Here is a 21,540-nt window from a genome sequence, read left to right on the forward strand (position 1 = left end):
CGCGCGTCAGTCGCCTGGCTCGAGCCGCGCGCCCGGCCCGCCACCACCTTCGTACGCCTGCGCCTCCAGCGGCGTCGCCCCACGCTTGGAGCGGCGCATCCGGCGCTCCAAGCGGGTGGCCCCGGCCGAGAGGGCGAAATTCGCCGCGATCATGATGACCGCGATGACGATCAGCGCCGGCAGGTAGTTGCCGTAGGTCGATCCGACCACCGTGCCTTGGCGAACCATCTCGACGAAAGTGATCTGATAACCGATGGCGGTGTCCTTGAGCACCACCACCAATTGCGACACCAGAACCGGAAGCATCGATGTGATCGCTTGGGGCAGAAGGATGGAGCGCATGGTCTGCCCCGGACGCAAGCCCAACGCGGCGGCCGCCTCGGACTGCCCGCGGGGAAGCGCGTTGACCCCCGCACGCACGATCTCGGCGATCACTGCGGCGTTGTAGAGCGTCAGCCCGGTGACCACGCCGGCCAGTGCCAGCTGCTTGGACGGGAAAACGTCGTAGAGGGCATAGAGGAAGTAGGCGAAGATCATCATGATCAGCACCGGAATGGCGCGGAAGAACTCGACGACTACCGCACAGCTCCGGCGCAGGGCACCGATGTGCGACAACCTGCCGACGCCCAGCAACAATCCCACAATCCCGGCCAGCACGATCGACAGGGCGGCGGCCGTCAACGTGCCCTGAATGCCGGGCAGCACATAGGTTTTCCAGAGATCGGCAGTCAGGAACGGATGCCATTTCGCGGCGGTCAGCTGTCCCTTGCCGGCCAGTTTGGCGATGACCGCCCACACCGCGAGGGCGATCAGGATCAGGGTGACCGCGGAGATCGTCCGGTTACGGACCAGTGCGCGGGGCCCGGGCACGTCGAAGAGAACTGAACCGCTCATCGGTGGTCACCTCTCATCGATGCAGCGCCACTGTGAATCATCATCGTGCCACCGCCCATCTCTTGCCCAGCCAGCCGAACAGCAGACCCAGCGGCAGCGTCAGCACCAGGAACCCGACGGCGAAAATGCTGCCGACCGCCAGCAGCGCGGCGGTGTTCTCGATCATCTCCTTCATCAGCAGCGCCGCCTCGGCCACCCCGATCGCCGAGGCGATGGTGGTGTTCTTGGTCAACGCGATCAGCACCGACCCCAACGGGACGATCACCGCCCGGAAAGCCTGGGGCAGCAACACCATCCGCATGTTCTGGCCGAACGTCAGGCCCAGTGAGCGGGCCGCCTCGGCCTGCCCCAGCGGGATGGTGTTGACCCCGGAGCGGATGGTCTCGCACACGAACGACGCGGTGTAGACCGTCAACCCGAGCACGGCGAGCCGAAAGTTGCTGTCCGCGATCGAGGTCGGCGACTTCGGGTCGGCCAGCGTGATCCCCAGCGTCTGGGCCAGCCCGAACGAGCAGAACAGGATGATCAGCGTCAGCGGGGTGTTGCGCACCACGTTGACGTAGGCGGTGCCCAGCCAGTTCAGCATCGGCACCGGTGACAGCCGCATCGCGGCCAGGATCGTCCCCAGGATCAGCGCGCCGATCGCGGCGAACACTGTCAGCTGGATGGTGGTCCAGAATGCCCGGAAGATCTGGCCGCTGTACTTGCTCCAGATCTGTTGGCCCTGCGCCGGACCGGCCGACGTGCCGGTATCCAGCGGCGGGGGAGGCGGTGCGGTGATACCGGCCGGACCCAGGTTCTTGTCGAACGCGGCCTTCCAGTCGCCGTCGCGCTGCATCTTCACAAGGGCGTCGTTGATCTTCTGGCGCAACTCGCTGTCACCCTTGCGCAGGCCGATACCGTAGCGCTCGGTGGAGAACGGCTTGCCGATGATCTTGAATGCGGCGGGGAACTGCGCGGCGAACCCGGCCAGGATCACCTCGTCGGTGCTCACCGCGTCGATGGCGCCGTTACGCAGTGCCTCGATGCAGGCCGAGTAGGTGTCGTACTGCTGCAGCTGCACACCCGGGTACTTGTCCTTGATCCGTTGTGCGGGTGTCGATCCCGACACCGAGCACAGTCGCTTGCCGTTCTGCAGCGACTCCGCCCCGGTGATGTCGGTGTTGTCGGCGCGCACCAGCAGGCTCTGCCCGGTGATCAGATAGGGCCCGGCGAAGTCCACCTTCTGCTTGCGGGCGTCGGTGATCGAATAGGTGGCCACGATGTAGTCCACCTGGCCGTTCTGGATCAGCGTCTCGCGCTGCCCGGACGGCGCCTCCTTCCACTCGATCTCGTCGGGCTTGAAGCCGAGCTGGCCGGCCACGTAGGTGGCCACGTCGACGTCGAAACCGGCCATGGTCCCGTCCGGCTTCTTCACCGCCAGGCCGGGCTGGTCGAACTTGGTTCCGATGGTGACCTTCTTCTCGCTGCCCCCGCACGCAGCGGCGAAGGGCAGAGCCAACGCCAGCATCGCGATGACCAGCAGGCGCACAGTGCGTGCCGACATGTCGTGGCCTCTCGCGGCTAGTGGTTGAGGATCTTGCCGAGGAAGTCCTTGGCGCGGTCCGAGCGCGGACTGGTGAAGAACTCGTCGGGGGTGGCGTCCTCGACGATCGACCCGTCAGCCATGAACACCACCCGGTGCGCAGCCCGGCGGGCGAAGCCCATCTCATGGGTGACGACGACCATGGTCATGCCCTCGGATGCCAGCGAGGTCATCACCGCCAGTACCTCGTTGACCATCTCAGGGTCCAGAGCACTGGTCGGCTCGTCGAACAGGATCACCTTCGGGTCCATCGCCAGCGACCGGGCGATCGCCACCCGCTGCTGCTGACCGCCGGAGAGCTGAGCAGGGTATTTGTCGGCCTGGTTGGCCACCCCGACGCGTTCCAGGAGCGCCAGTGCTCGGTCCCTGGCCTGTTCCTTGGAGATCTTGCGCACCTTCGTCGGCGCCAACGTGACGTTCTCCAGGATCGTCTTGTGGGCGAATAGATTGAACGACTGGAACACCATGCCGACATCCGAGCGCAGCTGGGCCAGCTTGCGCCCTTCAGCGGGGAGTTGCTCGCCGTCGATCGCGATGGTGCCGCTATCGATGGTCTCGAGCCGGTTGATCGTGCGGCACAATGTGGACTTGCCTGACCCGGACGGGCCCAGCACCACCACCACCTGACCGCGATCGACTTCGAGATCAATGTCTTTGAGTACGTGCAGGTCGCCGAAGTGCTTATTGACGCCCTTGATTGAGATCATCGGCTTCTCGCCGTCGCGCCCCATGCGTTCAGACCATACCCAGGTAACCCTCAGTTCGCTGGGCGTTGGGGTATTGGGCGATTTCCCGGTGCCCGGGCCTGCTCCGTACCATGAGGTCCGTGACATCGGTGCTGACCCAGGGGCATGACGCGGACGATCCGTCCCGCTCGGCGGCCGGTCGCACCTATCAGGTGCGCACCTACGGCTGCCAGATGAACGTCCACGACTCCGAGCGTCTGGCCGGCCTGCTCGAAGCTGCCGGATACCGCCGGGCCGCCGAAGGCGCTGATGCCGACGTAGTGGTGTTCAACACCTGCGCGGTGCGGGAGAACGCTGACAACAAGCTGTACGGCAACATCAGCCACCTGGCGCCGCGTAAGCAGTCCGACCCCGACATGCAGATCGCTGTCGGCGGTTGCCTGGCCCAGAAGGACCGGGAGAACCTGCTGAAGAAGGCGCCCTGGGTCGACGTGGTCTTCGGCACCCACAACATCGGATCGCTGCCCGCCCTGCTCGAACGTGCCCGACACAACCGTGAGGCCCAGGTCGAGATCGCCGAATCGCTGCGCGAATTCCCCTCGACGCTGCCCGCTGCCCGTGAATCTGCTTATGCCGCATGGGTTTCCATCTCAGTGGGTTGCAACAACACCTGCACGTTCTGCATCGTGCCCGCGTTGCGGGGCAGGGAAGTGGACCGTCGGCCCGCCGACATCCTTGCCGAGGTGCGCTCCCTGGTGGACCAGGGCGTGCTGGAAGTCACTTTGCTCGGGCAGAACGTGAACGCCTACGGCGTCTCGTTCGCCGATGAGGACGTGCCCCGCGACCGCGGCGCCTTCGCCGCCCTGCTACGCAGCTGCGGTGACATCGACGGCCTCGAGCGGGTCAGGTTCACCTCGCCGCACCCGGCCGAGTTCACCGACGACGTCATCGAAGCCATGGCACAGACACCCAACGTGTGTCCCGCCCTGCACATGCCGCTGCAGTCCGGCTCCGACCGGGTGCTGCGGGCGATGCGCCGCTCGTACCGCGCCGAGAAGTACCTCGGCATCATCGACCGGGTCCGCGCGGCCATGCCGAACGCGGCCATCACCACCGACATCATCGTCGGGTTCCCAGGGGAAACCGACGCGGACTTCGAGGCCACCCTTGACGTCGTGCGCGCGGCCCGGTTCTCGGCGGCGTTCACCTTCCAGTATTCCAAGCGGCCCGGCACCCCGGCCGCCGAACTCGACGGACAGCTGCCCAAAGAGGTTGTGCAGGAACGATATCTGCGTCTCCTGGAAGTGCAGGAGCAGATCTCCTGGGAGGAGAACGCCGCGCTTATCGGCACCCAGGTCGAGCTTCTGGTCGCCACCGGTGAGGGCCGCAAGGACGCCAGCACCGCCCGGATGAGCGGACGGGCGCGCGACGGCCGGCTGGTGCACTTCACCCCGGGCGACACCGAGGTGCGCCCCGGTGACGTCCTCACCACCACCGTCACCGGCGCGGCCCCGCACCACCTGATCGCCGACGCGCCGGTGCTCGACTATCGGCGCACCCGTGCGGGTGACGCGCACGCGGCGGGGCAGCGGCCCCGCACCACCGGATTGGGTCTGCCGACAGTGGGTAGGCCGGTCACGGTCGAACCGACGGGATGTGGCCAATGAATCGCCCGGAGAACGACGGATGGGAGTCCTACCGCGCCGAGATCGAGGCGGCCGAGCGCAAGGTGGCCGGTGAGATCCAGCCCGGCGCGCGCGCCATGGTGGTGGCGATCCTGGTCTTCGTGTTGTTGGTGTCGCTGATCCTGCCGCACACCGGCGGTGCCCGCGGCGTGGACGTGCTCGCCGGCGACGACGTGGCCATCCGGGCGGGGATCGCCCTTCCGTCGCGGATATTCAGTTGGCTCGCACTGGTTTTCGGTGTCGGCTTCTCGATGCTGGCGCTGCTCACCCGGCGTTGGGCGTTGGCCTGGGTGGCGCTGGCGGGCTGCGGGCTGGCCAGCGCCCTGGGCATGCTCGCGGTGTGGTCGCGCCAGACCGCCTTCGGTCACCCGGGTCCCGGTATCGGTCTGATCCTGGGCTGGATCACGGTGATCCTGCTGACTTTCCACTGGGCGCGGGTGGTCTGGACCCGCACCGCGGTCCAGCTGGCCGCCGAGGAGCAGCGTCGCCGCGAGGCCTCCGAGCGCCAGTCCCGGACATTGCTCGAGGAGGTCGACCGCCGGGAACACGGTGAGCAGACACCCCCGCCCGTGGAGCCCACCGACGGGGCCTCCTAACCACCGCCGAAACCGACGTTTGGGCGGCGAAGGCCGAGAGCGACGCGCCATGACGTCGATCTCGGCGCGTGCCCGCTAGCGCTTCTTGCCCAGCGCCTCGACCGCAGCGTCGGCCCACTGCCGCCACTGCTCGGCGCTGGCCCTGGCCTCGGCGGCCTCCTTGGTGCGCCCGGCCGCCTCGGCTTTCTCGGCCTGCTTCTCGAACTGCTCGACGCGGGCGCGGAACTGTTCGGCGCGGGCCTGGGCCTGCGGATCGGTCCACCCCGAATCGGCGGCGTCGCGGACCTTCTTCTCCACCGCGCGCAGCCGTCGTTCCAGGTCGGCCTGCCGCTCCCGCGGCACCTTGCCGATGGCGTCCCACTTGTCGGTGATCGTGCGCAGCGCGGCCCGGGCCGCATCAGGATTGCTGGTGTCGATCTTCTCCGCCTCGGCCAGCAGCGCCTCCTTGGCGGTGGCGTTGGCGGTGAACTCCGCGTCACGTTCGGCGCTGATGGCGTTGCGCGCGGCGAAGAAGGTGTCCTGCGCGGACTTGAACCGGTGCCACAGGGTGTCGTCGACATCCTTGGCCGCCCGCCCGGCGGCCTTCCACTGCGTCAGCAGATCCCGGAACGCAGCCGAGGTGGCGGCCCAGTCCGTGGACCCCGACAGCTCCTCGGCCCGCTCGCACAGCTTCTCCTTGGCCTGCTTGGCCCCGGCACGTTCGCGGTCGAGGTCGGCGAAGTGTGAGCCGCGCCGGCGGTTGAACGTCTCGCGCGCGGCCGAATATCGCTTCCACAGCGCGTCGTCGGTCTTGCGGTCCAGGCCGGTGATGGTGCGCCACTCGTCGAGGATCGCGCGCAACCGATCGCCCGCAGACTTCCACTGCGTGGAATTGGCTGCCAGCTCCTCGGCCTCGGCGGCCAGCGCCTCCTTGCGGGCGCTCTGGGTCGCGCGGTGTTCATCGCGCCGTGCCCGGTCGGCGGCGGCGGTCTCCTCGGCGTGATCCCGGATTGCGGCCAGTCGATCGGCCAGCCCGTCGACATCACCGAGAACGCTTGCGGTGGGCAGAGTTTCGGCCAAGGCCGCGGCGGCCGCCTTGATCTTGCGCGCGTCGCCGGAACCCGATGCCAGTCGGGTCTCCATCAGGGTGACCTCGGTGGCCAGGTCATCGAAGCGGCGGCCGAAGTGGGCGAACGCCGCCTCGCGGTCACCGGCCTGCCACGACCCGATGGAGCGCTCACCGGCGGAGGTGATCAACCAGACTGTGCCGTCGTCGTCGACCCGGCCGAACCGGTGCGGGTCACTGGACGGGGGAGCGACCACCGGCGCAGCCGGCTGGTGCGGGCGCGGAACCGGTCGGGCCGGTCCCGGGCGTGGAGTCGGCTTGGGCGATTCGCCGCCGTTGGTTTCGTCGATCGTCATGAGCTCGCCTCACCTACCCTCCGCGCGGTGGTTCCCGCGCCTCTGCCGCGCGACGCGGCGCCAATGCTGACGAAGGTCGGCCACACTGAGGTCAGCCTTCCTCGAACGTATTGAACCAGGTCGGCCTCCCCAATGCCCCCGGGTTGGCCCGTCCCGCTTGCACACGGCGTGCACAGCCGGGCAATCTGACCACTCCGAGCACCGGAGGGAGACCATGAACAAGGCGGATATCGCCACCGTTCTCGCCCTGTGCGCGGCGCTGTGCGTGGCCATCGGCGACGTCATCCAGCAGCGTTCGGCGCAGACCGTGACCGACGAACCCGTAGGTCACGTCGCGCTGTTCCTGCGCCTGCTCAAGGACTGGAAGTGGTGGCTGGGCAGTCTGGTCGCGGGCGGCGGATTCGCGTTCCAGGCCGCCGCACTGGCCTTCGGATCGGTGCTGCTGGTCCAGGCGCTGATGGTCACCTCGCTGCTGTTCGCGCTGCCGATCAGCGCCCGCTATGCCGGTCGCAGCGTGACCCGCTGGCAGTGGATCTGGGCGGTGCTGCTGGCGGGGTCCGTCGCGGTCATCGTTACCGTCGGCAATCCGACCGAGGGCCACTCGCGGGCCGGCTGGGAGCTGTGGACGTGGGTGGCCGCCACCCTGGGCCCGGTGCTGGTGCTGTGCCTGGTGGGGGCGCGGTTATTGGGCGGAGGGCAGGAGCGCAGCGACCCGGGAAAGGGCAGCGGAGGGCAGGAGCGCAGCGACCCGGGAGAGGGCAGCGGCAGGCCGGCGGCCGCCGTGCTGCTCGGGGTGGTCTCCGGCTCATTGTGGGGCCTGTTCGCCGTGCTCACCAAAGCTGTCGTCGACCGGGTGGCCGACGGAATCTGGGCGCTGCTGAAGACTCCGGAGCTCTACCCGTGGGCGCTGGTCGCGGTGGCCGCCACCGCGCTGCAACAGTCGGCCTTCCGGGCCGGGGCGCTGGCTGCCTCGCTGCCTGCGGTGACGGTCAGCGAGCCGATGGTCGGATCGATCCTGGGCATCTTCGTGCTCGGGGAAACGCTGCGGCCGGGTGAGGCGGGCTGGTTCGTGCTCGCGGTGGCCGTCGTGGTCATGATCGCCGCGACGGTGGCGCTGGCCCGCGGCGAGGCGCCCGCCCGCCAGCCCGCGACGGCACCCGGGGAAGCCGCGGCGCGCTAGCGTGTGTGGCGTGTTGACGGCCATCGCACTGACCCCGTCCGCCCCCGTTCTGGTGCCTGAGCTCGCAAACGCGGCAGCCGCCGAGGTGGCGGCGTTCCGCGACGCGGCGCTGACCGCGGTCGCCGCGCTGCCCGAGGAGTGGGTCGCGATCGGCATCGGCCCCACGGCCGCGGCGATCGGCCCGGACACCGCGGGCACCTTCGCCGGGTACGGCGTCGACATCCCCGTTGCGTTGTCACCGCAGGCCCCTGCCACGGTCAGTGCGCTACCGCTGTGTGCGCTGTTCACCGGCTGGCTGCGCGGGCAGGCCAACCCGGCTGCCCGCGCCGAGGTGCGGGTGTACCCCAGCGACCTGGACGCGCAGGCCGCGCTGGCGGCGGGCCGCGCGCTGCGCACCGAATTGGACAGCCGCCCCGCGCCGGTCGGGGTGCTGGTGGTCGCCGACGGTGCCAACACCCTCACACCGCCGGCTCCCGGCGGCTACGACCCGGATGCCGAGCCGGTGCAGGCCGCTCTCGACGACGCGCTGGCCGTCGGTGACACCGTCGCGCTGGCCGAGGCGCCCGCCGGGATCGTCGGCCGGGTGGCCTACCAGGTGCTGGCCGGCCTGGCCGGGTCCGGCCCGCGCTCGGCGAAGGAACTGGTGCGCGGCGCGCCGTACGGGGTGGGCTACTTCGTCGGCCTCTGGGCCCCGTGACGCAGCTAAGCGACCCGGGGAAGTCGACGCGCCCGATCGCGGTGATCGGGCCGACGGGCACCGGCAAGTCCGCGCTCGCGCTCGACATCGCCGAACGGCTCGGCGGCGAGATCGTCAACGCCGATGCCATGCAGCAGTACCGCGGGATGGACATCGGCACCGCCAAGCTCCCCGTCGACGAGCGCCGCGGCATCCCGCACCACCAGCTCGATGTCCTCGACATCGCCGAGACCGCCACCGTCGCGCGCTACCAGCAGGCTGCCGTCGCCGACGTCGAGGCCATCGCGGGGCGGGGGCATGTCCCGGTGATCGTCGGCGGCTCGATGCTCTACATCCAGTCGCTGCTCGACGACTGGGCCTTCCCGGCCACCGACCCCCAGGTGCGGGCCCGCTGGGAACAGCGGCTGGCCGAGGTCGGAGTCGGCGCGCTGCATGCCGAACTCGCCACCCGAGACCCGGCCGCCGCCGCCGCGATCCTGGCCACCGACGGACGCCGGATCGTGCGGGCACTGGAAGTCGTCGAACTGACCGGCCAGCCGTTCGCGGCTTCGGCACCACGGATCGGGGCGCCGCGGTGGAACGCGATGATCGTCGGATTGGATTGGGACACTGCGATTCTCGACGAACGGCTGGCTGCGCGCACCGACGTGATGTTCGAGGACGGACTGGTCGACGAGGTGCGCACGCTGCTGGAGTGCGGACTGCGTGACGGGGTGACGGCGGCCCGGGCGCTGGGCTACGCGCAGGTGATCGCCGCGCTGGATGCCGGCGGGACGGCCGGGCAACTCGCCGAAGCGCACGAGCTGACGTTCATCGGGACCCGCCGCTACGTGCGCCGCCAGCGGTCCTGGTTCCGCCGGGACCATCGCGTCCGGTGGCTCGACGGTGCGGCGGCCGGGCTTGCCGATGAGGTGATCGCGCGGTGGCGCGACGTATCCTGATCAGGTGATCTTCAGCAAGGGGCACGGCACGCAGAACGATTTCGTGCTGCTCCCGGACCTGGATGCCCGCCTGGACTTGGCACCTGCCGCGGTCGAGGCGCTGTGCGACCGCCGCCGTGGGCTGGGCGCCGACGGTGTGCTGCGGGTGACCACGGCCGGGGCCGTGGTGGCCGCCGGGGTGCTGGAGCGGCTTCCCGAGGGTGTCGACGCCGGTGACTGGTACATGGACTACCGCAACGCCGACGGCTCGTTCGCCCAGATGTGCGGCAACGGGGTGCGGGTGTTCGCCCATTACCTTCGGGCCAGCGGCCTCGAGCAGCGCGACGAGTTCGTGGTCGGCTCGCTTGCCGGCCCGCGTCCGGTGGTGGTGCACCGCGCCGACGCCGTCGACGCCGAAGTCACCGTCGAGATGGGCAAGATCAACCGGCTCGGGACCGGCACTGCCACCGTCGGCGGCCGGGTGTTCACCGGTGTTGGGATCGATGTCGGTAACCCGCACCTGGCCTGCCTGGATCCCACCCTCACCGAGGCGGAGTTGGCCGCGCTCGACGTCGCCGCACCGGTGCGGTTCGACCGCGGGCAGTTCCCCGAGGGCGTCAACGTCGAAGTCCTGACCCCGCCGGTCGGTGGAGCGGTGTCCATGCGTGTGCACGAACGCGGTGTGGGGGAGACCCGATCCTGCGGCACCGGCACCGTCGCGGCCGCGGTGGCTGCCCTGGATCATCTCGGCGCGCCCACTGGTGTGCTGCGGGTGCAGATCCCCGGCGGTGTGGTCAGTGTCGAGGTCACCGAGACCACCAGCTTCCTGCGCGGACCGTCGGTGCTGGTGGCTACCGGTGAGCTGGCCGACGCCTGGTGGACGGCGCAGCGCTGAGCGCGGGGCGGGGCACGTTATTGAGGTGCGCGACGTTGGGTGTGCGTGACACCATCGGTACCAGTTATGACCACACCTGATCCCTCCGCCGACCCGAGTCTCGGCGAACTCGCACTCGAGGACCGTGCTGCGCTGCGGCGCGTAGCCGGGCTGTCCACCGAACTCGCTGACGTCTCCGAGGTCGAATACCGCCAACTGCGCCTGGAACGCGTGGTGCTGGTCGGGGTGTGGACCGAGGGCAGCGCCGCCGACGCCGACAACAGCCTTGCCGAACTGGCCGCGCTGGCCGAGACCGCCGGCTCGGAAGTCCTCGAAGGGCTCATCCAACGTCGAGACAAGCCGGACCCGTCGACCTACATCGGTTCGGGCAAGGCCGCCGAACTGCGCCAGATCGTCATTGCCACCGGCGCCGACACGGTGATCTGCGACGGCGAACTGAGCCCTGCGCAGCTCAACGCGCTGGAAAAGGTCGTCAAGGTGAAGGTCATCGACCGCACCGCACTGATCCTGGACATCTTCGCCCAGCACGCCAGCAGCCGCGAGGGCAAGGCACAGGTGGAGCTGGCCCAGATGCAGTACATGCTGCCCAGACTGCGTGGCTGGGGTGAGTCGATGTCGCGGCAGGCCGGCGGACGCGCCGGCGGGGCCGGCGGTGGTGTGGGCACCCGCGGTCCCGGCGAGACCAAGATCGAGACCGACCGGCGGCGTATCCGTGAGCGGATGTCCAAGCTGCGCCGCGAGATCAAGGACATGAAGCAGGTCCGCGACACCCAGCGCAGCCGACGGCTGCACAATGACGTGCCGTCGGTAGCGATCATCGGCTACACCAACGCCGGCAAGTCCAGCCTGCTCAACGCGCTGACCGGGGCTGGGGTGCTGGTGCAGAACGCGCTGTTCGCCACCCTCGAACCCACCACGCGCCGTGGTGAATTCGACGACGGCAGGCAGTTCGTGCTCACCGACACCGTCGGCTTCGTGCGGCACCTGCCGACCCAGCTGGTCGAGGCGTTCCGCTCGACGCTGGAAGAGGTCGTCGACGCAGACCTGCTGCTACATGTCGTGGACGGCTCCGATGCCAACCCGATGGCCCAGATCGAGGCGGTGCGCCAGGTCATCCGCGAGGTGCAGAACGACCATCACTCCGCCCCCGCTCCAGAGTTGTTGGTGGTCAACAAGATCGACGCCGCCGCTGATCTCACCCTGGCCCAATTGCGCCGGGCCCTACCGGGTGCGGTGTTCGTCTCCGCGCACACCGGCGAGGGTCTGGACCGGTTGCGCGTCCGGCTCGGTGAATTGGTCGAGCCGCGGGAGGTCACCGTCGACGTGACGATTCCCTATGACCGCGGTGATCTGGTCGCCCGACTGCACAACGACGGCCACGTCGACGCCACCGAGCACACCGAAGCCGGAACCCGGTTGAAGGCCCGAGTGCCTGCAGCCCTGGCCGCCGGCCTGCGCGAGTACGCGACTTAGGCCGCTGCCGCGGTGGCGCCCGCGCCGCCACGCCCCGAGGCTGCCGTGGTTGTGGACCTCTCGGTGGACGGCGCCGCACCGGCCGGCTTGGGTTCCAGGCTGCCGATAGCATTCTTGGGATCGGTTACTGTGTCGGTCACGGAAGCATTTGCCGGTGAATGTGACTGTGGCCGAACAGGTTTGGCCGACGCCGCGATCGACCCCCGGATCTGGGAGGCCTTCGGTTCGGCCGGGTCCGTGGCGGTGGGCTTGGCGGCCGCCTGGCCGTTGCGTGTTGCAGTGGCGGCGGCGAGGGTGACTGCCGGCGAGGAGGGCGCCGACGGTGCACTCGGCGTCGGTGAGCCCCCGAGATCACCCAGCGCGTCGTGAATACCCTGGCCCACCGCGCTGGCCAGATCGGCGGTCAGGGTGATCGGGTTGATAGCCGGGATCAGTCCGAAGGGTGAGGGAGCGCCGTAATTGCTTCGGTCGTAACCGGTTTCGATGAGCACCCGGGTGACGGGTGAGATCAACGACACCAGCGGCTTGATCAGGGCGGTGGTGCCCGTCGCGGCGCCGAAGTCCAGTAGTGGCTGCATGATCGGCAGCGTCTTGGCAGGGATGGTGATGTAGAGCGTGTCGTTGTAGGTCTGGCAGTTCTTGGGGCTGTGACTGCAGTCGATGGCCTGCTCCAGTTCGGGCACGGTGTATCCGTAGGGCGTTGCCGTGGCCGGGTCGGATCCCTTGGGTGCCAGGTAGGTGCCATGGATGTACCAGAAGCCGGCGACCGCGTTCAGATCGGCCAGCAGGTTGATCGGATACTTCGGGAAGTCGGCCACCCCGTCGTACTGGAATGCGATGTCGGTGGTGTTCACCGCGGGCAGCACGGTGGTGTCGGTGGGTGTCGGCTGGCCGAACGTGGCGTCCAGGATCGGAACCGTGCCCAATGCGGCGAGCCGTTCGAACAGGCCGCCGTTGGGCCGATTCGGGTTTCCGATCAGAACGAACGAGTATCGGTCGGGGATCACGCCACCGTTGTCCTGGGCGAGTTGGCGTTTGACGATGCTGGACACCGTTGCACCCTGCGAATAGCCGAAGATCACGATGTCATCGGCGGGGTCGACGGCACCGATCTGATCGTTGAGGCTCTGCACGCCACTGGCCACCGAGACGTTCCATTTCGCGCCGCTCAGCCCGCCCCATCCCGGGAACGGGAACGGCCAGAATTGGGCGATATAGGGGACCGGTTCGGGAGTGCAGAACACCGCGCACGACGGCGCCTTCGGCGCGATGTAGTACGCCACCGCGTTCTGCATGTAGTTGGTGCCCTGCGGCGGCACCGCCGGGTTCGGTGTGCCGGTGCCCGGGACGATCAGGGCGATGGCTGCGAGGTTGACGGCGGCGGTGATCGTCGCGCCCAGGGCAGCGGCCACGGTCGCCACGATCGCCACCACTGCGACCGCGACACTGCGGGCGGCACCCTTCACATATTGACGCATCAGCAAACTCTTTTCACGATTCTCCAGCTTGCTGGCATCGTCGCACTCGGGGTGCGCCGACATCAGGAAAACGTGAGAATAAGCTGAGAAAAAGTCCTGACATAGCGCACAGCCTGTGAATCGGCCGGGCGGCGCCGTTCGGGGTCAACAGCCAGTGCTCGGCGTGGGATTGCTGTCGGTGGCAAGGGCGAAGGTCAGGTGACGACCGGTGGTTGATGGGCGCGCACCGGTGGCAGCGGCTCGCGGAACTTCTCCACCTCCACCAGCACCGCAGCACCGGTACATCCGCGGGCCAGGGCCGAAGTCCCGGCGTCATCGGTCAGCACGTTCGGGTTGCCATGGACGCACAGCGAATCCGGGTCAGCGGGATCCAGCGGGTCATACCAGGCGCCGGTGGACAGCTGGACCACCTGTGGCCGCAACCCGTCGTCGAGCACCACGCCGGCCAGGCAGGCGCCGCGGTCGTTGAAAACCCGCACCACATCTCCGTCGGCCAGCTCGCGCTGCGCGGCGTCCGACGGATGCATCCGGATCGGTTCGCGGCCCTGCACTTTCGTCGACCGGCTGGTGGCCCCGGTATCGAGCTGGCTGTGCAGCCGGCTGGCCGGCTGGTTGGCGATCAGATGCAGCGGGTAGCGCACGGCCCGCTCACCGCCGAGCCATTCGGTGGGCTCGTACCAGCGCGGGTGCCCGCCGCAGTCGGGGTAGCCGAAGCCGTCGATCGTCTCGGAGAAGATCTCGATGCGCCCGCTGGGGGTGCCCAGTCGATGTGCCTGCGGGTCGGTGCGAAAGTCGGCGAACAGGGTCAGGCCGTCCTCGACCGGCAGCCGCACCATCCCATCGGCCCAGAACTGGTCGAAATCGGGCACTGCGAAATCGATTTCTGCCGACCACTTTTCGTACATGTGCACCAGCCACTGCCGGGCGCTGCGCCCCTCGGTGAACTCATCGCCGAAGCCGAGGTGGCCAGCCAGTGCCGAGAACGTGGTGTAGTCGTCGCGGGCCTGGGCATGCGGTTCGGTGAGTGCAGGCATGGCCACCAGCAGCGGGTCGTTGCGGGATCCGGAGAAGTCGTCGCGTTCGAACGCGGTGGTCGAGGGCACGGCGATGTCGGCATGCCGGGCCATCGGCGTCCAGTAGGGGTCGTGTACCACCACGGTGTCGACCTGCGCCAGCGCCCGGCGCAGCCGCGGCAGATTCTGGTGGTGGTGGAACGGATTTCCGCCCGCCCAGTACACGCACTTGATGTCGGGGTAGGTCAGGGTCTGACCGTTGTAGCTGAACTCTTCACCCGGGTGCAGCAGCATGTCGCTGATCGCGGCGACCGGGATGAATGACTGCACCGGATTGAATCCCTGTGGCAGCGAAGGCAATCGGCAGCGCAGTGGTGGCAGGCCCGGCTCGTTCATCGATCCGTAGCCGTGCCCGAAACCCCCGCCGGGAAGCCCGATCTGGCCGAGCATCGCCGCCAGCGTCACGCCCATCCACGGCGCCTGCTCGCCGTGTTTGAGCCGCTGCAATGACCAGCTGACCGTGACGATGGTGCGGTGTGCGGCCATCCGCCGGGCCAGCGCGGTCAGATCGTCGGCGTCCAGACCGCAGATCTGGGCGGCCCACTGCGGTGATTTGGGCACCCCGTCGTCGACGCCCAGCAGGTAGCGCTCGAACCGGTCGTACCCCGTGCAATAGGTCTGCAGGAAGTCGCGGTCGGCCAGTTCCTCGGTGGCCAGCACATGGGCCAGCGCCAGCATGATGGCGACATCGGTACCCGGCCTGGCGGGCAGCCACTGGCAGTCCCCGTCGATGTCGGAGCGCAACGGACTGATCGAGACGATTCGGCCGCCCTTGTTCCGGAACCGGGTCAGCGCGGCGCGCGCGGGATGGTCGGTGGTGCCGCCGTGATTGATGCCGGTGTTCTTCAGGTTGATGCCGCCGAAGCACACCAGTACCTCGGTGTGATCGGTGATGACGTTCCACTGCGTCGACCGCTTGAACAGGTCGTCGTGGGTGCCGACCACCCGCGGCATGATCACGCCGGTGGCGCCCAGGCTGTAGGAGTGCCTGGAATAGGTGTAGCCGCCGAGCATCTTCAGGAAGCGATGTACCTGGCTCTGGGCATGGTGGAAGCGGCCGGCGCTGGCCCAGCCGTAGGAGCCGCCGTAGATCGCCTCGTTGCCGTAGGCGTCGACGACCCGGCGCAGTTCGCCGGCCAGCAGTTCGGTCAGCTCGTCCCAGCTCACGGCCACGAACTCCTCGGCGCCACGGGCACTGCTCGGGCCAGGCCCGTCGTGCAGCCAGCCGCGCCGCACCGCCGGGGTGGCGATCCGCGACGGGTGGCGCACCGATCCGGGAATGTTGCCCAGCAGGGGAGAAGGGTCGGCATCGCCCGGAATGGGCGCGACCGCGGTGATCTCACCGTCGGTGACGCTGGCGCTGAAGGCGCCCCAGTGGGTGAGGCTCGTGGGGGCTCGGCCCATGGCACAAAGTCTAGGTGCGGCTAGCTTGCCCGCCCGACGGAGCCGATTCTCGACCAACCACTCGGTTGGTCTATCCTCGTGGGCAAGTACCCGCAGCGATTCCTCGGAGGTCTATCCATGAGCACTGCCGTCAAGTACGACCGGACGCTGTTCGAGCCGGAGCACGAACTGTTCCGTGAGTCCTACCGCGCCTTCCTCGAGCGCCACGTCGCGCCGTACCACGATCAGTGGGAGAAGGAGAAGATCGTCGACCGCGGGGTGTGGCTGGAGGCGGGCAAGCAGGGCTTCCTGGGCATGGCGGTACCCGAGGAGTACGGCGGCGGCGGTAACGACGACTTCCGTTACAACACCATCGTCGTCGAGGAGACCGTGGCCGGCCGCTACAGCGGCCTGGGCTTCTCGCTGCACAACGACGTCGTGGCGCCTTACCTGCTGCGCCTGGCCAACGAGGAGCAGAAGCAGCGCTGGCTGCCCAAGTTCTGCACCGGTGAGCTGATCACCGCGATCGCCATGACCGAACCGGGCACCGGCAGCGACCTGCAGGGCATCAAGACCCGCGCGATCAAGCAGGGCGACCATTACATCCTCAACGGGTCGAAGACCTTCATCACCAACGGCGTCAACTCCGACCTGGTGATCGTGGTCGCCCAGACCGACCCCGACAAGGGCGCCCTGGGCTTCTCGCTGCTGGTCGTCGAGCGCGGCATGGAGGGCTTCGAGCGTGGCCGTCACCTCGACAAGATCGGTCTGGACGCTCAGGACACCGCCGAGCTGTCGTTCACCGACGTCAAGGTTCCGGTGGAGAACCTGCTCGGCGAAGAGGGCCAGGGCTTCATCTACCTGATGCAGAACCTGCCCCAGGAGCGCATCTCGATCGCCATCATGGCCGCCGCTGCCATTGAGGCGGTGCTCGAGGAGACCATCCAGTACACCAAGGAGCGCAAGGCCTTCGGCAAGCCGATCGGGTCGTTCCAGAACAGCCGCTTCCTGCTGGCCGAGCTGGCCACCGAGGCCACCGCGGTGCGCATCATGACCGACGAATTCATCCGGCTGCACCTCGACGAGAAGCTGACCGCCGAGCAGGCCGCGATGGCCAAGTGGTACACCACCGAAGCCCAGGTGCGGATCATCGACCGCTGCCTGCAGCTGCACGGCGGCTACGGCTACATGCGTGAGTACAACGTCGCGCGTGCCTACCTCGACGCCCGCGTGCAGACCATCTACGGCGGGACCACCGAGATCATGAAGGAGATCATCGGGCGTAGCCTGGGCGTTTAACCGGCTCGCAGCGACTTCGACGGCACAGCCCGGGCGGTTTGCCCGGGCTGTGTGCTGTCTGGCGTCCGAATCGACGTCTCCTGCGGTTTTGTCACGACTTTGTGCTGTTTTCGGGTGTTTGTGCGTGCCGTATCTCGGATATAGCCGCGTGTCGTGATCTGCTGACGCACAGTTGACGCGGACTATAACTAGAGGAATCTTGACCGGAACGGCGGGAAGTTACATGACCTGGCTTGGAAGTCGCCTCACCAGAGGCGTCGGGCGACTGGCGCTCGCCGTGGTCGCGACGACTGCGGCGGCGGTGCTGGTAGCCCCTGTTGCGGTGGCGTCACCGGAAAGCGATGCGGCCAACGCGGCCATCGATCAGGCATGGCAGGCCGCCGGCGGCGACGGGTCCCCGGTAGGCACCAAGGACGGCGACGTCTACTCGATCGGCGACGGCTTCGCCCAGAACTTCAGCGGCGGCAAGATCTTCTTCACCCCGGCGACCGGGGCCCATCTGCTGTTCGGCGCCATCCTCGACAAGTACCAGGCGCTCGGTGGCCCCGCCGACGGTGATCTCGGCTTCCCGACCATCGACGAAGTGGCGGGCCTGCTGGGCCCGGACAGCCGGGTCAGCACCTTCAGTGCCAGCGACAAGCCCGCGATCTTCTGGACCGCCGACACCGGTGCGCGGGTGGTGCGCGGTGCCATCAATGCCGCCTGGGACAAGCTCGGTGGCTCCGGTGGCACGCTCGGCGCACCCACCGGCGACGAGACCTATGAAGGTGACGTCGTGAGCCAGAAGTTCACCGGCGGGACGGTCTCCTACAACAACGCCACCAAGGTGTTCACCACCGATCCGCCGGATCTGGCCGCGAACCTGTCCGGTGTCGAGGTCCCCGCCGATCCGACCACCCTGATCAACCAGGCCTGGCGTGCGGCCGGTGGTCTGACCGGCACGTTGGGCGCTCGCCAGGGTGCGCAGTACAGCGTCGGTAGCGACGGCACTGCCCAGGACTACGCCGGCGGCAAGATCTTCTACTCGCCGGCCACCGGAGCCCATGCGGTCACCGGAGCGATCTTGGCCAAGTACGACTCGCTGGGCGGCCCGAAGGGTGATCTCGGCCTGCCGACGGGTACCGAGGCCGACGGCGGCGCCCCCAACAGCCGGGTGAGCGCCTTCAGCGCACCGGACAAACCGGTGATCTTCTGGACGCCGGACAACGGGGCGATCGTCGTCCGCGGAGCGATCAACGCGGCCTGGGCCAAGCTCGGCGGCGCGACGGGATCGCTGGGTGTGCCGACCGGTGAGCAGACGGCCGACGGCGACACCCTGACCCAGAAGTTCAGCGGTGGCGAGATCTCGTTCAACAAGTCCAACGACAGCTTCAGCACCAAGCCGCCGGAATTGGCCGGACAGCTGTCGGGCCTCGAACTGCCCAGCGGCACCCCACCGCCGACTTCCGGCACGTCGGACACCAAGGGCGGCAAGAACTTCGCCTGGCATTGGTGGTGGCTGCTGGTCATCATTCCGGCGATCCTGCTCGTCGGCGTGATCGCACTGGGCCTGTTGTGGCTGCAGCGCCGCCGGGCCGCTGCTGCCGAGGATGACGACTTCGAGGACGCCGACTACGACGAGGACGACGATCGGTGGCCGGGTGAGCCGGAGACATCGCGTTATGCGTCCTATCCGGAGGGGAGTCGCGTCCAGGTTCCGGATTCGTCCGGGTTCAGCTGGTCGGCTGCGGGTGGCAAGACCATGCCCGGCCCCGACGATGTGTTCGACGGCGACCAGGATTCGATCGACACCACGCCCACCCGGATTCCCGTCGACCATGAGGCGGCCGAACCCGCACCCGATGATGCTCATCCCGACGACACCCACCCGGACTACGTGGAGTACGCGGAGGTCGAGGAAGCCGACCAGTACGAGGCCGAGGAAGCCAGCGATTCCGGCCGGCACGCGGCGGTGAATCTCGAAGAGTCCCAGTCGATGTGGCGTCTGGACATGGGCGAGATCGGGGCCCCGCGTCGCCGCCGGGCTGTCGAGGAGCCGGACGAGGTTCCCGTGGTGCCCGACGAGGACGTCACCCTCGAACCGGCTCAGGACTTGCAGTCCGACACCCATGAGGACGAAGGTCAGGCCCGGCCCGCAATTCATCTTCCGCTGGCCGATCCCTATCAGGCGCCGGAAGGCTATGTGATCAAGGCCAACACCCACTCCGGCCTGTACTACACGCCGGACTCCGAGCTCTACGAGCACACCATTCCCGAGGTGTGGTTCGCCAGCGAGGAACTGGCCCAGGCCAACGGCTTTCACAAAGCCGAGTAGGCCCGGGCGCCGTCAGAGCTTGCGGATTACGGTGACGACCTTGCCCAGGATGACCGCGTCGTTACCGGGGATCGGGTCGAACGCCGGGTTGTGCGGCATCAGCCAGACCTGACCGCTGGTGCGCTTGAACGTCTTGACCGTGGCCTCGCCGTCGATCATTGCGGCCACGATGTCGCCGTTGTCGGCGACGTGCTGCTGACGCACGACCACCCAGTCACCGTCACAGATGGCGGCATCCACCATCGACTCGCCGACCACCTTGAGCAGGAACAGCGAACCCTCGCCGACGAGTTCGCGCGGCAGCGGGAAGACTTCCTCGACGGCCTGCTCGGCCAGGATGGGGCCGCCCGCGGCGATGCGGCCGAGCACCGGCACGAACGTGGGCTCGGGCAGCGCGTCTGAACCCGCGACCTCGGTGACGGGTGTGGCCGGCAGATCGTCCGCGCTGCGGACGTCCACGGCGCGCGGGCGGTTGGCGTCGCGGCGCAGATAGCCCTTGCGCTCCAGCGTGCGCAACTGGTGGGCCACCGAGGAGGTCGAGGTGAGCCCGACCGCGTCGCCGATCTCCCGGATGCTCGGGGGATAGCCACGCGTGGTGACCGAGGTGCGGATCACCTCGAGGATGGTCCGCTGCCGCTCGGTCAATCCCGAATCGGATCGGGCGGTTTCGGTACCCGGCGATGAAGACGATGTGTCACTGCGGTCACTCATAGCGCCGAATGTAGTCGCATGCGGGGACACAATCAAACATTTGTTCGAGCGTGTCGTCCCGGCGTCGCGTGGATCGGAATGGCGGGCGCCGAAACTTGTCGGTGGTCCGTTTTATTCTTCCGACACGCTCGCTCGCATGTTCGAGTATCGAACAGATGATCGAGTATATTTCGAACACAAGAGCGAACCGCGGGCATATCGGAGGAAGGAGCGGACATGACAGTCATCGACGATCGACAGGTGGTGGCGTGGCCGTCTGAGTACCGTCGGCCGGCCGAGCAGCCCGGCGCTGCTGATCGGGTTCGCCCGGTCCGCGCCCGCAGTCCTCGGCGGCCGGGTCCGGCGCGGCCCGCCGGCGCGCCCCTGCGCTACCGGGGCACCGGCATTGGCGTGTCGCAGGCGGCGCATACCCGCAAGCCGGTCAGTACCACTGTCACCATCGTGCTGGCCGGGGTGGCGGCGCTGATCACGCTGTGGTTGGGCTCGCTGTTCCACCTCAGCTCCGCGGAGGTGTCGACCGTGCAGGTGCCCGACCAGCTCGCCGTGGTGCGGGTGCAGGCCGGTGAGACGCTGCAGCAGGTGGCATCTCGGGTGGCCCCGGACGCACCGGTGGCGCAGGTGGTCCAGCGCATCCGTGACCTCAACAAACTCGACTCGGCGGCACTGGATGCGGGGCAGACGCTGATCGCCCCCATCGGCTGATCGGACCCGGCCGTGGGCGGCATCGGCGCACCCCGGTGGACGGCGCAGGTAGGCTCTGGGTGGTTCACATCACCCGGTTGCGGCGGCGAAGGAGCGGTCATGCATTGTCCGTTTTGCCGTCATCCCGATTCTCGGGTGGTCGATTCCCGCGAGACCGACGAGGGCCAGGCCATTCGCCGGCGCCGGTCCTGCCCGGAGTGCGGCCGGCGTTTCACCACTGTGGAGACCGCCGTGCTCGCCGTCGTCAAGCGCAGCGGAGTGACCGAGCCGTTCAGCCGCGAGAAGGTCATGCGCGGCGTCCGTCGGGCGTGTCAGGGCCGACAGGTCGACGACGACGCGCTGAACGTGCTCGCCCAGCAGGTCGAGGACACCGTGCGGGCAGCCGGGTCACCGGAGATCCCCAGTCATGAGGTGGGCCTGGCCATCCTCGGCCCGCTGCGTGAGCTCGACGAGGTCGCCTACCTCCGCTTCGCCTCGGTGTACCGGTCGTTCAGCTCAGCCGAGGATTTCGAGCGCGAGATCGAGGCATTGCGCGCCCATCGCAAGGTGGGCACCTCCGGCTGACAGG

At 68.3% G+C, this 21,540-nt stretch carries 18 protein-coding genes and 1 pseudogene; 11 read left to right on the forward strand and 8 right to left on the reverse strand.

Going from position 1 to position 21,540, the window contains the following annotated elements:
- Positions 1 to 6 precede the first annotated feature (6 nt).
- The 4 genes and pseudogenes from G6N35_RS03355 to G6N35_RS03365 all read right to left on the reverse strand — a co-directional run bounded on the left by G6N35_RS03355 (position 7) and on the right by G6N35_RS03365 (position 3,186).
- Positions 7 to 894 (reverse strand): amino acid ABC transporter permease, encoded by an 888-nt coding sequence (locus G6N35_RS03355; RefSeq protein WP_163802960.1) that lies wholly within the window; start codon positions 892 to 894, stop codon positions 7 to 9.
- Positions 895 to 934: 40 nt separating this feature from the next.
- Positions 935 to 1,609, reverse strand: coding sequence for an amino acid ABC transporter permease (locus G6N35_RS27200; protein WP_246224543.1), 675 nt, complete (start codon positions 1,607 to 1,609; stop codon positions 935 to 937).
- A gap of 33 nt (positions 1,610 to 1,642) precedes the next feature.
- Positions 1,643 to 2,440: pseudogene (locus tag G6N35_RS27205) on the reverse strand (glutamate ABC transporter substrate-binding protein); the annotation flags it as partial.
- Positions 2,441 to 2,457: 17 nt separating this feature from the next.
- Complete coding sequence (locus tag G6N35_RS03365) at positions 2,458 to 3,186, reverse strand: amino acid ABC transporter ATP-binding protein (RefSeq protein ID WP_163807446.1); 729 nt, start codon at positions 3,184 to 3,186, stop codon at positions 2,458 to 2,460.
- A gap of 110 nt (positions 3,187 to 3,296) precedes the next feature.
- Between G6N35_RS03365 and miaB the strand changes: the two genes are divergently transcribed.
- Together miaB and G6N35_RS03375 are read left to right on the forward strand one after the other, a co-directional pair.
- Positions 3,297 to 4,832 carry a tRNA (N6-isopentenyl adenosine(37)-C2)-methylthiotransferase MiaB gene (gene miaB, locus G6N35_RS03370; RefSeq protein ID WP_163802962.1) on the forward strand — a complete coding sequence of 512 codons (1,536 nt, stop codon included), beginning with the start codon at positions 3,297 to 3,299 and terminating at the stop codon, positions 4,830 to 4,832.
- The gene (locus tag G6N35_RS03375) at positions 4,829 to 5,446 is read left to right on the forward strand and encodes an Rv2732c family membrane protein (RefSeq protein ID WP_407664502.1); all 618 of its coding nucleotides are present in this window, start codon (positions 4,829 to 4,831) and stop codon (positions 5,444 to 5,446) included. Before miaB ends, G6N35_RS03375 begins: the two co-directional genes overlap by 4 nt.
- 75 nt (positions 5,447 to 5,521) lie before the next feature.
- On the opposite strand, the gene G6N35_RS03380 is transcribed toward G6N35_RS03375, so the two are convergent.
- Positions 5,522 to 6,847 carry a DUF349 domain-containing protein gene (locus G6N35_RS03380; protein ID WP_163802964.1) on the reverse strand — a complete coding sequence of 442 codons (1,326 nt, stop codon included), beginning with the start codon at positions 6,845 to 6,847 and terminating at the stop codon, positions 5,522 to 5,524.
- 214 nt (positions 6,848 to 7,061) lie between these two features.
- Between G6N35_RS03380 and G6N35_RS03385 the strand changes: the two genes are divergently transcribed.
- From G6N35_RS03385 to hflX, 5 genes are all read left to right on the forward strand, one after another.
- Complete coding sequence (locus G6N35_RS03385) at positions 7,062 to 8,027, forward strand: DMT family transporter (RefSeq protein ID WP_163802965.1); 966 nt, start codon at positions 7,062 to 7,064, stop codon at positions 8,025 to 8,027.
- 10 nt (positions 8,028 to 8,037) lie between these two features.
- Positions 8,038 to 8,724, forward strand: a complete 687-nt coding sequence (locus G6N35_RS03390) for a class III extradiol ring-cleavage dioxygenase family protein (protein ID WP_163802966.1) — start codon at positions 8,038 to 8,040, stop codon at positions 8,722 to 8,724.
- On the forward strand, positions 8,721 to 9,665 hold the full coding sequence (miaA, locus tag G6N35_RS03395; protein WP_163802967.1) for a tRNA (adenosine(37)-N6)-dimethylallyltransferase MiaA: 945 nt from the start codon (positions 8,721 to 8,723) through the stop codon (positions 9,663 to 9,665). Before G6N35_RS03390 ends, miaA begins: the two co-directional genes overlap by 4 nt.
- 4 nt (positions 9,666 to 9,669) lie before the next feature.
- Positions 9,670 to 10,539, forward strand: coding sequence for a diaminopimelate epimerase (gene dapF / locus G6N35_RS03400; RefSeq protein ID WP_163802968.1), 870 nt, complete (start codon positions 9,670 to 9,672; stop codon positions 10,537 to 10,539).
- Between the two features lie 66 nt (positions 10,540 to 10,605).
- Positions 10,606 to 12,012, forward strand: a complete 1,407-nt coding sequence (hflX, locus tag G6N35_RS03405; RefSeq protein ID WP_163802969.1) for a GTPase HflX — start codon at positions 10,606 to 10,608, stop codon at positions 12,010 to 12,012.
- Here the strand turns inward: hflX and G6N35_RS03410 are convergent.
- On the reverse strand, positions 12,009 to 13,490 hold the full coding sequence (locus tag G6N35_RS03410) for a PE-PPE domain-containing protein (RefSeq protein ID WP_163802970.1): 1,482 nt from the start codon (positions 13,488 to 13,490) through the stop codon (positions 12,009 to 12,011). The two genes, hflX and G6N35_RS03410, sit on opposite strands and share 4 nt — an antisense overlap.
- A gap of 194 nt (positions 13,491 to 13,684) precedes the next feature.
- Positions 13,685 to 15,967 carry a molybdopterin guanine dinucleotide-containing S/N-oxide reductase gene (locus tag G6N35_RS03415; protein WP_163802971.1) on the reverse strand — a complete coding sequence of 761 codons (2,283 nt, stop codon included), beginning with the start codon at positions 15,965 to 15,967 and terminating at the stop codon, positions 13,685 to 13,687.
- A 117-nt stretch (positions 15,968 to 16,084) separates the two neighbouring features.
- On the opposite strand from G6N35_RS03415, the gene G6N35_RS03420 reads away from it, so the two are divergent.
- Both G6N35_RS03420 and G6N35_RS03425 read left to right on the forward strand, forming a co-directional pair.
- Entirely contained in the window at positions 16,085 to 17,245 is a 1,161-nt protein-coding gene (locus tag G6N35_RS03420; RefSeq protein ID WP_163802972.1) for an acyl-CoA dehydrogenase family protein, read from the forward strand.
- A gap of 223 nt (positions 17,246 to 17,468) precedes the next feature.
- On the forward strand, positions 17,469 to 19,559 hold the full coding sequence (locus tag G6N35_RS03425) for an LGFP repeat-containing protein (RefSeq protein ID WP_163802973.1): 2,091 nt from the start codon (positions 17,469 to 17,471) through the stop codon (positions 19,557 to 19,559).
- Positions 19,560 to 19,571: 12 nt separating this feature from the next.
- Here the strand turns inward: G6N35_RS03425 and lexA are convergent, their stop codons facing one another.
- Complete coding sequence (gene lexA, locus G6N35_RS03430) at positions 19,572 to 20,270, reverse strand: transcriptional repressor LexA (protein ID WP_163802974.1); 699 nt, start codon at positions 20,268 to 20,270, stop codon at positions 19,572 to 19,574.
- Positions 20,271 to 20,486: 216 nt separating this feature from the next.
- Here lexA and G6N35_RS03435 point away from each other — a divergent pair, with 216 nt between their 5' ends.
- Together G6N35_RS03435 and nrdR are read left to right on the forward strand one after the other, a co-directional pair.
- The gene (locus G6N35_RS03435) at positions 20,487 to 20,972 is read left to right on the forward strand and encodes a LysM peptidoglycan-binding domain-containing protein (protein WP_163802975.1); all 486 of its coding nucleotides are present in this window, start codon (positions 20,487 to 20,489) and stop codon (positions 20,970 to 20,972) included.
- 99 nt (positions 20,973 to 21,071) lie between these two features.
- The gene (gene nrdR / locus G6N35_RS03440) at positions 21,072 to 21,536 is read left to right on the forward strand and encodes a transcriptional regulator NrdR (RefSeq protein WP_163802976.1); all 465 of its coding nucleotides are present in this window, start codon (positions 21,072 to 21,074) and stop codon (positions 21,534 to 21,536) included.
- Positions 21,537 to 21,540: the final 4 nt, after the last annotated feature.

Origin of the sequence: Mycolicibacterium anyangense (assembly GCF_010731855.1) — a bacterium.
GTDB classification, from domain to species: domain Bacteria; phylum Actinomycetota; class Actinomycetes; order Mycobacteriales; family Mycobacteriaceae; genus Mycobacterium; species Mycobacterium anyangense.

Bases quoted from the DNA above. Each gene is read 5' to 3' on its own strand.
- G6N35_RS03410 (WP_163802970.1), bottom strand. From the start codon at position 13,490: ATGCGTCAATATGTGAAGGGTGCCGCCCGCAGTGTCGCGGTCGCAGTG.
- lexA (WP_163802974.1), bottom strand. From the start codon at position 20,270: ATGAGTGACCGCAGTGACACATCGTCTTCATCGCCGGGTACCGAAACC.
- hflX (WP_163802969.1), top strand. From the start codon at position 10,606: ATGACCACACCTGATCCCTCCGCCGACCCGAGTCTCGGCGAACTCGCA.
- G6N35_RS03435 (WP_163802975.1), top strand. From the start codon at position 20,487: ATGACAGTCATCGACGATCGACAGGTGGTGGCGTGGCCGTCTGAGTAC.
- G6N35_RS03415 (WP_163802971.1), bottom strand. From the start codon at position 15,967: ATGGGCCGAGCCCCCACGAGCCTCACCCACTGGGGCGCCTTCAGCGCC.
- G6N35_RS03355 (WP_163802960.1), bottom strand. From the start codon at position 894: ATGAGCGGTTCAGTTCTCTTCGACGTGCCCGGGCCCCGCGCACTGGTC.
- G6N35_RS03380 (WP_163802964.1), bottom strand. From the start codon at position 6,847: ATGACGATCGACGAAACCAACGGCGGCGAATCGCCCAAGCCGACTCCA.
- miaB (WP_163802962.1), top strand. From the start codon at position 3,297: ATGAGGTCCGTGACATCGGTGCTGACCCAGGGGCATGACGCGGACGAT.
- G6N35_RS03425 (WP_163802973.1), top strand. From the start codon at position 17,469: ATGACCTGGCTTGGAAGTCGCCTCACCAGAGGCGTCGGGCGACTGGCG.
- nrdR (WP_163802976.1), top strand. From the start codon at position 21,072: ATGCATTGTCCGTTTTGCCGTCATCCCGATTCTCGGGTGGTCGATTCC.
- G6N35_RS03420 (WP_163802972.1), top strand. From the start codon at position 16,085: ATGAGCACTGCCGTCAAGTACGACCGGACGCTGTTCGAGCCGGAGCAC.
- G6N35_RS03385 (WP_163802965.1), top strand. From the start codon at position 7,062: ATGAACAAGGCGGATATCGCCACCGTTCTCGCCCTGTGCGCGGCGCTG.
- G6N35_RS03365 (WP_163807446.1), bottom strand. From the start codon at position 3,186: ATGATCTCAATCAAGGGCGTCAATAAGCACTTCGGCGACCTGCACGTA.
- G6N35_RS03375 (WP_407664502.1), top strand. From the start codon at position 4,829: ATGAATCGCCCGGAGAACGACGGATGGGAGTCCTACCGCGCCGAGATC.